General features: G+C 57.4%; 13 protein-coding genes. 6 read left to right on the plus strand and 7 right to left on the minus strand.

All coding sequences use genetic code 11. From position 1 onward, the window contains the following. From F617_RS0118935 to F617_RS0118955, 5 genes are read right to left on the minus strand one after another with little or no spacing between them, the layout of a single operon-like run. Window positions 1-1,317 carry an FAD-binding oxidoreductase gene (locus F617_RS0118935; RefSeq protein WP_003517554.1) on the minus strand — a complete coding sequence of 439 codons (1,317 nt, stop codon included), beginning with the start codon at window positions 1,315-1,317 and terminating at the stop codon, window positions 1-3. A gap of 45 nt (window positions 1,318-1,362) precedes the next feature. After that, window positions 1,363-2,109: an amino acid ABC transporter ATP-binding protein gene (locus F617_RS0118940; RefSeq protein WP_013761259.1), complete on the minus strand. Its 747-nt coding sequence runs from the start codon at window positions 2,107-2,109 to the stop codon at window positions 1,363-1,365. Next, on the minus strand, window positions 2,106-2,906 hold the full coding sequence (locus tag F617_RS0118945; protein WP_236768948.1) for an amino acid ABC transporter permease: 801 nt from the start codon (window positions 2,904-2,906) through the stop codon (window positions 2,106-2,108). Before F617_RS0118945 ends, F617_RS0118940 begins: the two co-directional genes overlap by 4 nt. A gap of 14 nt (window positions 2,907-2,920) precedes the next feature. Then, window positions 2,921-3,637: an amino acid ABC transporter permease gene (locus F617_RS0118950; RefSeq protein WP_003517557.1), complete on the minus strand. Its 717-nt coding sequence runs from the start codon at window positions 3,635-3,637 to the stop codon at window positions 2,921-2,923. Window positions 3,638-3,655: 18 nt separating this feature from the next. After that, a complete protein-coding gene (locus tag F617_RS0118955) occupies window positions 3,656-4,489 on the minus strand; it encodes a transporter substrate-binding domain-containing protein (protein WP_013761261.1) in 834 nt (277 codons plus the stop codon). Between the two features lie 175 nt (window positions 4,490-4,664). On the opposite strand from F617_RS0118955, the gene F617_RS0118960 reads away from it, so the two are divergent. Beyond that, window positions 4,665-5,435 carry an IclR family transcriptional regulator gene (locus F617_RS0118960; RefSeq protein ID WP_019566338.1) on the plus strand — a complete coding sequence of 257 codons (771 nt, stop codon included), beginning with the start codon at window positions 4,665-4,667 and terminating at the stop codon, window positions 5,433-5,435. Here the strand turns inward: F617_RS0118960 and F617_RS0118965 are convergent. Continuing rightward, on the minus strand, window positions 5,429-6,130 hold the full coding sequence (locus tag F617_RS0118965) for an SDR family NAD(P)-dependent oxidoreductase (protein ID WP_019566339.1): 702 nt from the start codon (window positions 6,128-6,130) through the stop codon (window positions 5,429-5,431). The genes F617_RS0118960 and F617_RS0118965 overlap by 7 nt on opposite strands. 15 nt (window positions 6,131-6,145) lie before the next feature. Next, window positions 6,146-7,468, minus strand: coding sequence for an FAD-binding oxidoreductase (locus tag F617_RS0118970; RefSeq protein ID WP_019566340.1), 1,323 nt, complete (start codon window positions 7,466-7,468; stop codon window positions 6,146-6,148). A gap of 365 nt (window positions 7,469-7,833) precedes the next feature. Between F617_RS0118970 and F617_RS0118975 the strand changes: the two genes are divergently transcribed. Genes F617_RS0118975 through F617_RS0118995 form a run of 5 tightly spaced genes read left to right on the plus strand, consistent with a single transcriptional unit; the run spans window position 7,834 to window position 13,177 of the window. Further along, entirely contained in the window at window positions 7,834-8,622 is a 789-nt protein-coding gene (locus F617_RS0118975; RefSeq protein WP_013761265.1) for a GntR family transcriptional regulator, read from the plus strand. A gap of 30 nt (window positions 8,623-8,652) precedes the next feature. Next, window positions 8,653-9,768, plus strand: a complete 1,116-nt coding sequence (locus F617_RS0118980) for an ABC transporter ATP-binding protein (RefSeq protein ID WP_013761266.1) — start codon at window positions 8,653-8,655, stop codon at window positions 9,766-9,768. Next, window positions 9,765-10,694, plus strand: coding sequence for a sugar ABC transporter permease (locus F617_RS0118985; RefSeq protein ID WP_013761267.1), 930 nt, complete (start codon window positions 9,765-9,767; stop codon window positions 10,692-10,694). The genes F617_RS0118980 and F617_RS0118985 overlap by 4 nt, the downstream gene beginning before the upstream one ends. A gap of 11 nt (window positions 10,695-10,705) precedes the next feature. Further along, window positions 10,706-11,587, plus strand: coding sequence for a carbohydrate ABC transporter permease (locus F617_RS0118990; protein ID WP_019566342.1), 882 nt, complete (start codon window positions 10,706-10,708; stop codon window positions 11,585-11,587). 60 nt (window positions 11,588-11,647) lie between these two features. After that, window positions 11,648-13,177, plus strand: coding sequence for an extracellular solute-binding protein (locus F617_RS0118995; protein ID WP_019566343.1), 1,530 nt, complete (start codon window positions 11,648-11,650; stop codon window positions 13,175-13,177). Window positions 13,178-13,193: the final 16 nt, after the last annotated feature.

Raw genomic sequence — 13,193 nt, forward strand, 5'->3', positions numbered from 1 at the left:
TCAACGCCCCGGCCGGTCGAGGAAATCGCGCAGACGATACCATCCGGTAAAGGCAGGCAGAAACCATGGCTTGCCGGAATAAAAAGGAACGGCGGTGAATTTTTGCCGGTCGAACGCCGATTTGGCGTTTTGCTCGCCCAGGATCTTTCGCGCCGTCTGATAACCGAGATAGGTCATCAGCGCGACACCGTTGCCATTGCATCCCACCGCAAAATTCGCCCCATCGCGCTCACCGATATGAGCGAGCTTGTCAACCGTCATGGCGACACTTCCGACCCAGGAATGGGTGATCTTGACGCCAGCGAGCTGGGGCCAAACAGCCAGCATCCTGGCATAGATGTGCTTTGCGGCGCGCCTTTCCGACATTTCGAACACACCCGGGCGCGAACCGAACAGCAGCCGCGTCCCGTCCGTCGATGGTCGGCTGAAGATGAGATCCCGGCGGGTGTCCGAAATCATGCGGCCCTGCGGGATAAGCTCAGCCATCAGATCGGCCGGCAACGGCTCGGTAGCGATTTGATAGCTCTTTACGGGCACGAGCCGGCGCGCCAATTCCGGCGTCGCATCATCCGCCGTATAGCCATTGGTCGCGACGATCACATCCTTCGTGCGGATCGTCCCACGCGCCGTTGGTACAATCTTATCGCGGTTTGGCCCGTCCTCAACGACGCCAGCACGGGCGTGGGAACGCAGCATGACACCGGCAGCCTTGGCCCGCCCGCGCAGCGCCTTGTGGTAAAGTCCCGGATGCAGGCCGCCATAGTCATCTATCAGCATACCCCCGTGATAATAATCCGAACCGATGGCCGCGCGCTGCTGATCTCGATCAAGGAAGCTGACCTTCACGCCAGTCTTTTCGGCAAGCAGAGCGCCGTGGCGCTTCAGCGTCACGTAGTCTGTGGCGGTGTGGGCGCCAAAGAAGCGACCAGTCAGCTTCAGCCCGGCATCGAGCTTCTCCGTGTCGATTAACATTTTCAGATATTCGAAGCTTTCGTTACTTTCGCCGATAAGCCGGTTGATCAACTCCGGGTCAATTCCCTTGATCGCGCCTCCAACGACGAGCTTCTGGCCGCTGGACACCATTCCGCCGGACCTCGTCGAGCAACCGGAACCGAGCCGGTCACTGTCCAGCACGACAACGGAGCGTCCGGCACGCGCAAGGTGGGTTGCGGCAGCAAGACCGGCATAGCCGGAGCCGACAACCACGACGTCGGCATACTCGGGAACGGGATCGAGATTCGTCTCCGGCTCGGCCTCCTCCCACCAATAGGGAGCTTCCTTGAAATCGGCGGCGTAGATATCGTCAAACTTACGCATTGCATACCGGGCCGCAAAGGCCCGCCTTTCAGGAGTTTTGGGCAATCACAGAACCTGGCCAAGAAACTCGCGTGTGCGCGGATCTTTTGGATGGTCGAACAGCTCGACGGGTGGGGCACTTTCAACAATCAACCCCCGGTCGGTGAAGCAGACGCGGTGTGAAACCTCACGCGCGAATTTCATTTCATGGGTGACGAGGACACAGGTCAGCCCTTCCTCAACAAGCTCGCGGATCGTAACGAGAACCTCCTTGACCGTTTCCGGGTCCAGGGCGGCAGTCACCTCATCGAAAAGAATGACTTCCGGCTGCATGGCAAGCGCGCGGGCAATAGCCACGCGTTGCTGCTGGCCGCCGGAAAGCTGGCCAGGATAGCTGTCGGCCTTTTCCGACAGGCGCACCTTGGCGAGAAGCTTCCGAGCGCGATCCGCGACCTCTGCCTTGTCATGGCCGAGCACTTGGATCGGCGCCATCATGATGTTTTCCAGGGCGGTGCGATGCGGAAAGAGATTGTACTGCTGGAACACCATCGCCACCTGGTGGCGCAATGGCCGCATTGCCTTCTCGGTGCGCATCTCGTGCACCTTGTGATTTCCCACCCGGATAAAACCCTCATTGACCGGAATCAGGCCGTTGATGCAGCGCAAAATGGTCGACTTTCCGGAACCGGACGGTCCGATGATGCAGACAGCCTCCCCCTTGCCGACGCTGAGGGAAATTCCTTTCAGGACCTCGAACGTGCCGAAAGATTTCCGGATGCCATCGATCTCGATCAGGGCGTTGGAGCGGTTCATAGATTGTCTCCTTTAACCGCATGCTCCAGGCGCCGCGCGAAGATCGCGATCGGGTAGCAATAGGCAAAAAACAGGAAGAGGATGGTCAGATAAAAATAGACGAGCGCCCGTTCGCTCTCCATCGCCAGTGAGGTGTTGAGGATGGTCAAGACGTCCTGAATACCCGTGACCGTGGCAAGCGCGGTTGCAATCATCAGCAGGGCATAGAGGTTCATCCAGCCAGGTATCATCCGGCGCAAGGCCTGGGGAAGGATGACGTAACGATAAATCTGCAGCTGGGTGTAACCGAGCGAACGGGACGCCTCCCATTGACCGCTATGGATCGACTGCACCGCCCCGCGAATGACTTCGGAGAAGTTCGCCGCCGTCGGTAACGCCAGCCCGATGACCGCCTTTACGAAAGGCGGGAAGGGAACGACGAAGCCGAAGATCTTCATCTCGAAAGGCAGAATGTAAAGCATCGCGAAAAGCAGCACGAGCCAAGGCGAGTTTCGCAGGAAATTCATGACGAAAAATGCCGGCAGGCGAATGAAGGGCGATTTTGCGAGCGTCGCAAGACCCATCACTGTGCCAAGGGTAGTCGCCACCGCCATGGAGGCAATCGACAGCAGGATGTTGAGGATGAAGCCGCCGCTTATCGGCCAGCCGGAGCCGGAGCCTGTCAGGAGCAGTGGCAGGCGCACGGCGACGCGGTTCCAGTGTTGCGCGCCGCCGGCGAGTGCATCGATCGCAATCCAGATTGCCACCGCAAGCGCGATGAAAAGCAGGACGGCGCGTTTTTTGTTTTCGTAAGTCATGGTGGAGACCATGGTCAGTGTCCCTTTCCATAACCGGGGAAAGCCATCCAGGCTTCGAGCCTGGACATTGCAAATGTCAGGATGGATACGAGCCCCACATAGATGACGAGCACGAGGATCATGACCTCGAGTGTGCGAAACGTGTCGTTGTAGATCTGGCCCGCGTAATACATCAGTTCCGGCACCGTAATGACCGAAGCCTGAGAGGTTGTTTTGAACAGGTTGGTGAGAATGTTGGTAATCGCTGGCAGGCTGATGCGCACAGCAATCGGCGCCTCAACTTTCCAGAAACGCGACCACCGGCTGTATCCGAGCGACCGGGCCGCTTCTATGATCGACCGCGGCATGGTTTCGATACCGGACCTGAAAGCCTCGATCGCCAGCGCTCCGCCAAACAGGCTGAGCGAAATCGAGGCGCAGGCGAATGCACTCAGTAGCGGCATCTGCAAACCGGTGGAGGGATCGGTGACTTTCAACCCCAGTGTCGACAGCGTGAAATAGGCAAAAAGCATCTGCAGCAGTGGCGGCGTGTTGCGGAACACCTCCACGAACAGCTCGATGATGGCATCCAGCCAGAAAATCCGCAAAGTCAGCGCAAGCGCACCGAGAAGGCCGATGATGATCGCGGCACTGGATGACAGTGCCGCAAGCTTGAGTGTGTTGAGGACCCCGGTGAGCAGCCATTGCTGATAGGCTGGATCCGTAAGCCAGGAATAATCAAGACCGAACAATAGCTGCTCCAGACCCTATCAGTTCAGTTTTGCTTTGGCAGCCTTGGCGCGCTCGGCAATGTAATCGGCGTGGGGAATATTGAACTCGGTTTCCCAGGCGATCATCTTGCCTTCGGCTTCCGCCTTGGTGATGGCCTTGTCCACAGCCTCCTGGAACGCCTTGTCGCCTTCGCGGATACCACCTGCCATCGGCAGATACTCATAGGTGGGGACGGCGACCTTGTAGCCCTTCCAGTCCGCTTCCTGAACCTTAAGGTCAAGGGTCATCTGGTCGAAGACAAAACCTACGCAACGATTGTCGCGCAAAGCGCGCATGGCCTCCGGTTGGGTCTTGAAGGCAACGAGCTGGATTCCGAATTCCTCGGTCATCTTCTTGTTATAATAGGATCCCTGAATGCCGCAGACCGGCTTACCCTTCAGTTCCTCCCATTTGCTGGTGGTCGCTTCTTTAGCCATCATGACCGCCGGGCCTGGCGACGATACGTAAGCGGTGGTGAAATCGATGACCTTGTCGCGCTCCGGCGTGACGCCAAGCGTCGCGAAAATCGCATCGATACGACCAGCGGTCAGGAACTCGATACGATTGGCGGCAACGACCGGCACAAATTCGATCTTGTCTGAAGACCCCAGAAGTTCCTTGGCGACGTATTTCGCCAGTTCGACTTCGAAGCCGATGATCTCACCCTTGTCGTTGAGATACCCATAAGGTGGATAATCGTTCTTGACGCCGACGATCAGCTTGTCGCGGGCCTTGACGTCATCAAGCGTACCGGCGAGCGCGGCACTGGCCGCCAGCATGCCCAAGGCCGCCAGGGCGGTAGTTGCGAGAATGTTTGCTGCTTTTTTCTTCATTTTGTTCCCCTGTTTGTTCAAGCGGGTCTGGCGTTCTCGAAACCCGCAGGTCGTCTTCAAAATCAAGCTGCCTACAAAATATTCACTTATTTAATCTGCTCAATTTTGGTCATTGAATACGCAGTTTTCTCATTATACAAGTTATTGAGATTTTATTTTCATAATGTGAGACGATATGGCCAAATCCACCCAATCCTCCTCTGGTGGCGCGCAGCTTCTGGATCGAGCGGTAGCTCTTCTCGATCTTGTTGCAGACGGCGGCGTACAGGGCGTCACGCTCAAGGAACTGACGAACAGATCCGGACTCAACACGGCTACCTGCCACCGCATCCTCAACACGCTGGTCGGCCACAAGCTCCTCGCCCGTGACGACAGGAAGCGCTGTTACCGGCTGGGCGCGCGTATGGCGATTTACGGTGCGCGCGCCGCACGTGGACCTGGCATCATCAGCCGCTGCGAAATGGCGCTGACCCGCATTCGGCGCCGAACCGGCGATACCATCCACCTGATGGCCCGGCTGAACCACGATTCCGTTTGCCTCGACAGACGCGACGGAGAATGCGTGGTGCCGACACTGACCGGCTCGATCGGTGGTTCGGTCCCGCTTGGCGTCGGTCCAGGCTCAATTGCCATGCTCGCCTTCCTCGAAGAGGACGAACAGGAATTCATCATCCGCGCCAATATCGAGCGCTATGCCGCCTACCGCGATCTCACCGCCGACAAAGTGCGCCGACTGATCGCTGAAACACGCGAACGCGGTTATGCAATCGACGTCGGCGAGCTTATCCCCGGGATTGCCGGCGTTTCCGTGCCGATTTTTTCGGATGGTACAACGCCAAACGCTTCCCTGGGCTTCACACTTTTAAGTGCCAAGCTGGAGCCCGGCACATTGGAGCAATATGCGATGCTGCTGAAGGACGAAATCTCGGCGATCGTCGATCAATAGCTGTCATCGAGCAGGCAGTTGACCCAGAATTCCGAAACACTCGCGCGGTTCGGCAAACTGACGACATGCAGGATGGAGCTGGCAATATCTTCAGGTTGGGTCAGGGTGTCCGACGGCGTCGCGCCTGCCAGAGGCAGCCCCATATCAGTCGCAACGAAACCCGGACATATGGCGGTCGCCCTCACACCCTTGTCGAAACCGGCATGACGGATTGCATGCGACAGGCCAAGGGCTGCGAATTTCGAGACCGAGTAGGCGCCTGACACGGCCGATTTGACCCTTTTCCCCGATAGCGAGGCGACAATCGCCACGCGACCTGCTCCGGACGCGATTAGCGGGTCCCAGCAGGCCTGCACAAGGCGCCGCGGGCCATTGACGTTGACGTCCATCAATGAGGCGAACTCCTCGTCAGTCGCTTCCACCACGGTCTTGCGCACCATGACGCCGGCGTTGGCAACAACAGCATCGATGCGGCCGAACCGTGCCAGAACGGCAGCCGCCCAGTCGACAGGCGATTGCGGGGCGAGCGCGTCATAGGCCTGCACGTGGACTAACGCTGGATCTGCCCATTCCGGCAGTAGCGGCGTGCGCATTCCAAGCGAGACCTTCCAGCCGGCCTCCATAAAGGCCCTGCCAGTGGCAGCACCGATACCGCGATTGCCTCCGGAAATGAGGACGGTTTTCCTGTCGGTCATATAGGTTTTCCTTTCTCAGGCATGGGGCAGAAGGGTGGCGCCTTCCTTGCGGGTTGCACGGTTTTCCTGCATGCGAAAATAACGAAGGCGCAGACCGGGCGCGAAGGACATCAGCAACGGCGCCTTGTGCAGCGGTTCGATTTTCAGGGAGAGATCCTTGTCCGGCACGCCCAGCGCCCATTCTGACAAGACGCCGCCAAGCATGGAGCCGGTTGGCACCCCGCGGCCAGAAAGTCCCGTACAGGCAACGATGCCGGGCGCCAGATCATAGAGCCTCGGGACAGTGCGCATCTGCATGTCCAGTTCGCCGAACCAGAAATATTCCCAACGGATTTCCTCGCTGATCTGCGGATGAAGGAATTTCAGCCGGTCTGTGAGAACCTGCCGGGTATAGTCAGGGTCGGCGCCACGCTGGCCCATGGGGAACATGGAGGCAACAATGCGACCTTCACGGTTGTATTTGTAGACATAGATATCGCCGCGCCCATCATGCATGGTCGTATTGTGGGGCAGGACTTTTGCGCGCGTTTCCGGATCGAGCGGCTGGGTGGCCGCGAGAAATACTTTCTTGATGCGGAAGCTTTTATCGAGGTTTTTCCAGCCACCGACGGTGTAGGCGCCGGTCGCGAAGATCACCTTTTCAGCCAGCACAGTGCCCCGGGGCGTTCGCACGGACCATTTCCCGGCCTCTGGCTGGACATCCTCGACCGGGGACGCGGTAAACACCTGCCCGCCCTCTGCGATAACGGCGCGCGCAAGGCCACGTGCGTATGAAAGCGGGTTCAAATGACCGCCCTCCTCGTGATACCAGGCGCCATAAAAACGAGGGCTTCCTGTCAACGCTTCGACCTCGTCCCTGCCAATGACCCGGCAGCGCGCGCCAGCGCCGGCATATGCATCAGACTTCATCTGCAGCGTGGACATGGCGCCGGGACGCAATGCGCCCATAACATAACCATTCTGGACCCATTCGCAGTCGATTCCGTAGGTCGAGATCATCTCGACGACGCGATCATTGGCCCGCGTCTGGCGGTGAATAAGGCGCTCCGCCCAGGGCTCGCCCAGAATTTTTCCGAGCGACGGCAGGCTGTAATAGCTGAAGGTCGGGGTGCAGTGGCCGGCATTGCGGCCCGAACCGCCAAAACCTGCCTCTTGCGCTTCGACCAAAGCAACCTTGACGCCCCTGCGCGCAAGCTCCAGCGCCGTCGTCAATCCGGTATATCCCGCGCCCACGACACAGACGTCCACATCGACACGGCCTTCGAGCCTCGCGGTTTTCGGTGCGGGCGCTGCGGTTGCAAACCACAAGGTTTGGTCAAAAGGTGAAAATTTTCCCAAATTCGTTCTCCTCAAGGCACACGAAGGTAATCCGGGAACAGCGCAGTTCCGGGAAAAGATGTCTCGACATGGATTACAGATGAGCACTGCTGATTTTCTATGCGTGCCAGATTTTACAGCAAATCGTCAATCGCGATCTCATATTACGACCGTCATAGCGTTCTTTTTTCATATAGTGATTTTTTTGCCGTGCGACGAGCGGCAAGCATGGATCGGCAGATAGCCAGACAACACCGGCCACTGCCGGACGCATTGAGGTCGGACCCGATTATTCAACCGCCAATACGAGACTGCCCAGGGCTTGACTCGCGGAAAATCAAAAGATATGTCACTTTCAATTCTAATATATCAGTTAGGCATTTGATATGTCTGTTACCCTTGAATTCCCATCGTTACCGCTGTCCGAACTCGTCACCCCCCAAGACCTGCCGGCTGACGGAAACATGACCAACAGGATCCATGCCTTACTTCGCAAACTGATTGTCGAGGTGAAGCTGCTCCCAGGGCGGGCGCTGTCGGAAAAGGAGATCGCGACACTGCTGCATGTCAGCAAAACGCCCGTCCGCGAGGCGATCATTCGCCTTTCCGAAGAAGGTTTCGTGACTGTCGTGCCGCAAGGTGGCACCTACATCTCGCCGATCGACGTTCAGCGGTACATGGAGGCCTGTTTCATCCGGTTCAAGCTGGAAGAAGGCGCTGTGATCGAGGCCACCAAGCGGCATTCGCTGGAAGACATCGCACGGCTGAAAACCTGTCTGTCGCAGCAGCGCACTGCTGCCGCGGATGAGGAATTCACCAACTTTTTCCTGCTCGACGAGGAATTCCACCGCACGATCTTTTCGGCAGCTCGCCTTCCTGGAGCCTGGAGCGTGGTAAATCAGGCGAAAGGCGAAATGGACCGAATGCGACACCTGAAGCGCGTTTTTGCAGTCCGTCGCACCGAGAAGGTTATCGAAGAGCACGAAGCAATCGTGAACTCAATCGAATCCGGCGATATCGAAGCGGCAAGAGAGGCCGTACAGCGCCACCTCGGATCACTCGAAACAAAAATCGCAGAACTCTCCAAGAACCCGAAGATCTGGACCTTCATCGAGCAGGTCAACACGCGCGTCACGAGGAAGCGCGCTTCACGGGGGCAGAAGACGCCTGACTGAACATTCAAGGCTTTTGAGGAGGGGCCTTTCATGTCCGCAGTTCAAATCAACGACGTCGTCAAGCGCTATGGTGCCCTTGAAGTCGTCCACGGTATCAATCTTTCCATACAGCCGCAGGAATTCGTTGTCCTCGTAGGTCCTTCGGGATGCGGAAAGTCCACCACGCTGCGCATGCTCGCCGGGCTGGAAGACATTTCGGACGGCACCGTTTCAATGGACGGCCGAGTGGTCAACAAGATCGCGCCCAAAGACCGCGATGTCGCGATGGTGTTTCAGAACTACGCGCTTTATCCGCACCTGAGCGTGGCCGATAACATCGCTTTTGGCCTGCGAGTCAGGGGAGAAAAGCGAGCGGTTATCGACAAGGCGGTGGCAGAAGCTGCACAGATCCTCGGGCTCACCGAATATCTGGGCCGCAAGCCGGCAGATCTTTCCGGTGGCCAGCGCCAACGCGTCGCCATGGGTCGTGCCATCGTGCGCAGGCCGAAAATCTTCCTGTTCGACGAACCTCTCTCGAACCTCGACGCCAAGCTGCGCACCCACATGCGGGCCGAGATTAAACTGCTGCACAAGCGGATGAACGCCACCAGCATCTACGTGACGCACGATCAGGTCGAGGCAATGACACTTGCGGACCGCATCGTCATCATGAATGGCGGCCATATCGAGCAGGTCGGTTCGCCGATGGAGGTTTTCCTCGAACCGGCCAACACGTTCGTCGCAAGTTTTATCGGCTCACCGCCCATGAACCTTCTGGACGGGACGATTGAAAAGCAGGATGGCACCGTAAAGGTCAAAATCACGGGTAGTGCCGGACAACGCTTCAGCGTCCCGGAAGCATTTGCGAAAAATGCGACGGAAGGACAGCAGGTCAAACTCGGCCTGCGACCCGAAATCATGTCGGTAGAGACCGAAGACAGTCGTGAAAACCTCAATTGCAGCATCGACCTTGTGGAGCCCTTGGGCGCGGAGGCTCTGCTCCACGGCAGGGCTGATGGCCAGCCATTTATCGCCAAGGCGGAAACACTTTACGGCGATCATACTCTCAACGGCGTCACCCGACTTGGCATCGATACCACACGCATCCATGTCTTCGATGCGGCAACCGGAAGGTCGCTGAAAACCCCAAGCGGGGCGCGACCATGAAAAAGGGTTTTCAGGAACGCCTTCACGATCTCCAGGAAGATGTTCGCCGCGACTGGCAGCTCTACCTACTTCTCGCTCCGATGATTATCTGGTTCGCCGTCTTTCTCTATAAGCCTATGTACGGGCTGGTCATCGCGTTTCAGGACTTCTCGATTTTTCGCGGCATTGCAAAGAGCCCGTGGGTCGGTTTTGAAAACTTCGCGGAGCTCTTTCACAATGACATGTTCATCCGCGCCTTCTGGAACACCCTAAAAATCAGCGCTCTCGGCCTGATCTTCGCGTTTCCAGTACCGATCATCCTGGCCTTGATGTTCAACGAGGTTCAAAACAGCGTTGCCCGAAGCTGGGCCCAGACGATCGTTTACCTGCCGCATTTCATTTCGGTGGTGATCGTGGCCGGCATCGTCATCAATTTCCTGTCGCCGTCGATAGGCATCGTCAATCTTCTGCTGAAAGGCCTTGGATTCGAGCCGATATACTTCCTGACCCAGCCGGAATGGTTTCGTCCAATTTATATCGGCTCGTCGGTCTGGAAGGAAGCGGGCTTCGAATCCATCGTCTATCTCGCCGCCATCGCTGGCGTGAGCCCGACGCTTTATGAATCCGCCCGGGTGGACGGGGCATCGCGCTGGCAGATGATGTGGCGGATCACCCTGCCCTGCATCCTGCCGACAATCGTGATCATGCTGATCATCCGCATCGGCAATCTGGTCGAGGTCGGGTTCGAATATATCATTCTGCTCTATCGGCCATCCACCTATGAAACGGCAGATGTCGTTTCCACCTTCATTTACCGCACCGGCTTGCAGGGTACCCAATACGATCTCGCGACGGCCGCCGGACTGTTCAATGCGGTTATCGCTTTCGTCCTCGTCTATTCGGCAAATCGCATCAGCCGAAAAGTCTCGTCGACATCGCTTTGGTGAGGAGCTGAAAGATGGCAAACTTCAATCTATATTCCCGCGGCGACAGGATTTTTGGCTGGGCAAATGCCATTCTTCTGGGTCTGTTCGTTCTGTCGACGCTTTATCCCTTCATCTATGTGCTGTCGGTCTCGCTATCTTCTGGGGCCGCCGTCACGGCTGGCCGTGTCACGCTATGGCCGGTTGATGTGACCCTTGCCGCTTACGACAGGGTATTGTCGGACAAGATGTTCTGGGTCGCCTATGGCAACACGTTCATCTACACCTTCGGCGGCACGCTGATGAGCCTGCTGATCATGATCCCCGGAGCCTACGCCCTTTCGCGCAAACGCCTGCGCGGCCGCACTTTCTTCAACATCGCCATCGCTTTTACGCTGTGGTTCAACGCCGGCATGATCCCCTTCTTTCTGAACATGCGCGATCTTGGACTTCTCGACAGCCGCTTCGGCATCATCCTCGGATTTGCGGCAAACGCCTTCAACGTCATTCTACTGCGCAACTTCTTCGAAGCGGTGCCAAAGTCCTTCGAAGAAGCCGCCAAAATGGACGGCGCAAGCGAGTTGCAGCTGCTGTGGAAGGTGTTCATTCCGCTTTCCAAGCCAGCAATCGTCACCGTTGCGCTGTTCTGCGTCGTTTCGCGGTGGAACGGTTACTTCTGGGCGATGGTCTTGCTGCGCGGCGAGGAGAAGATCCCGCTTCAGGTCTATCTGAAGCGCGTGATCGTCGATCTTAACTCGAATGACGAATTCGCATCGAGTCTGCTCACCGCCCACTATTCGTTCGAGACGGTAACATCCGCGATCATGATCGCTTCCATCATTCCCGTCCTCATCATTTACCCCTACGCGCAGAAGTATTTCACCAAAGGAATTCTGCTGGGCGGAGTCAAAGAGTAGCAGCACAAGGGAGGAGAACCTGTGAGAGCACTACGAAAAGGCACGCCCCTACTGGCGTTGATGACAGCCGCAACCCTGGCCTTACCGGCATCGGCGCAGGATTCAGGGAAAATTTCCAAGGATCCGCTGGAGCTTACGATCCACTTCCACTTCCGTGACAAATACGTCTACTCGGAAAAATGGCCGGTGGAGCAAAAGGCCGCCGAGATCACCAACATTCATGTCCGCAACGTGGCGTCGCTGGCGACCACCAGCAGCCGCGATGCATTCAACCTTCTGATCGCCTCGGGCAACCTTCCCGACATCGTCGGCGGCGACGCCACGGGCGGGCTGAAGGAAGACTTCATTCGCTACGGGTTGGAGGGCGCATTCATTCCACTCGATGACCTGATCGAGGAAAACGCCCCCAACCTCAAGGCATTCTTCGACAGCCACAAGGAAATCCGCAACGCCATCTCCGGACCGGACGGCAAGCTCTATTTCATCCCTTACGTCCCTGATGGCAAGTTCTCGCGCGGTTGGTTCATCCGCCAGGATTGGCTCGACAAGCTTGGGCTGAAGCAGCCGGAAACACCGGAAGAGGTCTACGAAGTTCTGAAAGCCTTCCGTGACAAGGACCCGAACGGCAACGGTCTCAAGGACGAAGTTCCCTACTTTGCCCGTGAGGAAATCGATGCAGTCCGCCTTATCAATCTGTGGGATGCGCGCGTGTCCGGATCCGAGCGTTATGGCGACTTTGCCGTTTATGACGGACAACTTCGTCATCCCTGGGCGGAGGAAAACTACAAGACCGGGATTTCCAACGTGGCCAAATGGTACAAGGAAGGCCTGATCGACAAGGAGATTTTCACCCGCGGTGCTCGCTCGCGTGAATATCTGCTGGGCAACAATCTCGGCGGCATGACGCATGACTGGTTCGCCAGTACCTCGACCTACAACGACGCCCTGTCGCCAAAGATCAACGGTTTCGCGCTAAAGCCGATGCTGCCGCCAAAGACGGTCTCGGGCCAACGGTTTGAGGATTCCCGTCGGCTGCGTGTCCAGCCCGTCGGCTGGGCTATTTCGGCGACCAACGAACACCCGGTCGAAACAATCAAGTATTTCGATTTCTGGTTTTCTCAACAGGGGCGCATCCTGTCGAATTTCGGCGTCGAGGGCCTGACCTACGAGATGGTCGATGGCAAGCCGCAATTCAAGAAGGAAATCCTCGACAACAAGGACCCGGTGAATGCCCAGTTGTGGGCGGTCGGTGCGGCGATCCCGCGCGGATACTGGATGGACTACGAATATGAGCGCCAGTGGACAAACAAGATCGCGCTTGAAGGCATCGATATGTACGACAAGTGCAACTGCCTCAAGGATGAGTTCATGGGCGTTTCCCTGAACGCAGAGGAAAAGGCGACATTCGACCGCTACTGGCCTAGCATCCTCACCTACATGACCGAGATGCAGCAGACCTGGATACTGGGTGCCCAGGACGTCGATGCCGGCTGGGATGCCTACAAGACGCGCCTCACGGCCCTCGGTTACGACGAGGTCATCAAGATGATGCAATCGGCCTATGACCGCCAGTACAAGGCCGCGCAATAAACCTTCGACCGTGATG

Origin of the sequence: Agrobacterium sp. 10MFCol1.1, from assembly GCF_000381165.1 — a bacterium.
In the GTDB taxonomy this organism is placed as follows: domain Bacteria; phylum Pseudomonadota; class Alphaproteobacteria; order Rhizobiales; family Rhizobiaceae; genus Agrobacterium; species Agrobacterium tumefaciens.

Bases quoted from the DNA above. Each gene is read 5' to 3' on its own strand.
- F617_RS0118985 (WP_013761267.1), top strand. From the start codon at position 9,765: ATGAAAAAGGGTTTTCAGGAACGCCTTCACGATCTCCAGGAAGATGTT.
- F617_RS0118960 (WP_019566338.1), top strand. From the start codon at position 4,665: ATGGCCAAATCCACCCAATCCTCCTCTGGTGGCGCGCAGCTTCTGGAT.
- F617_RS0118990 (WP_019566342.1), top strand. From the start codon at position 10,706: ATGGCAAACTTCAATCTATATTCCCGCGGCGACAGGATTTTTGGCTGG.
- F617_RS0118955 (WP_013761261.1), bottom strand. From the start codon at position 4,489: ATGAAGAAAAAAGCAGCAAACATTCTCGCAACTACCGCCCTGGCGGCC.
- F617_RS0118980 (WP_013761266.1), top strand. From the start codon at position 8,653: ATGTCCGCAGTTCAAATCAACGACGTCGTCAAGCGCTATGGTGCCCTT.
- F617_RS0118940 (WP_013761259.1), bottom strand. From the start codon at position 2,109: ATGAACCGCTCCAACGCCCTGATCGAGATCGATGGCATCCGGAAATCT.
- F617_RS0118935 (WP_003517554.1), bottom strand. From the start codon at position 1,317: ATGCGTAAGTTTGACGATATCTACGCCGCCGATTTCAAGGAAGCTCCC.
- F617_RS0118965 (WP_019566339.1), bottom strand. From the start codon at position 6,130: ATGACCGACAGGAAAACCGTCCTCATTTCCGGAGGCAATCGCGGTATC.
- F617_RS0118975 (WP_013761265.1), top strand. From the start codon at position 7,834: ATGTCTGTTACCCTTGAATTCCCATCGTTACCGCTGTCCGAACTCGTC.
- F617_RS0118995 (WP_019566343.1), top strand. From the start codon at position 11,648: ATGACAGCCGCAACCCTGGCCTTACCGGCATCGGCGCAGGATTCAGGG.
- F617_RS0118945 (WP_236768948.1), bottom strand. From the start codon at position 2,906: ATGACTTACGAAAACAAAAAACGCGCCGTCCTGCTTTTCATCGCGCTT.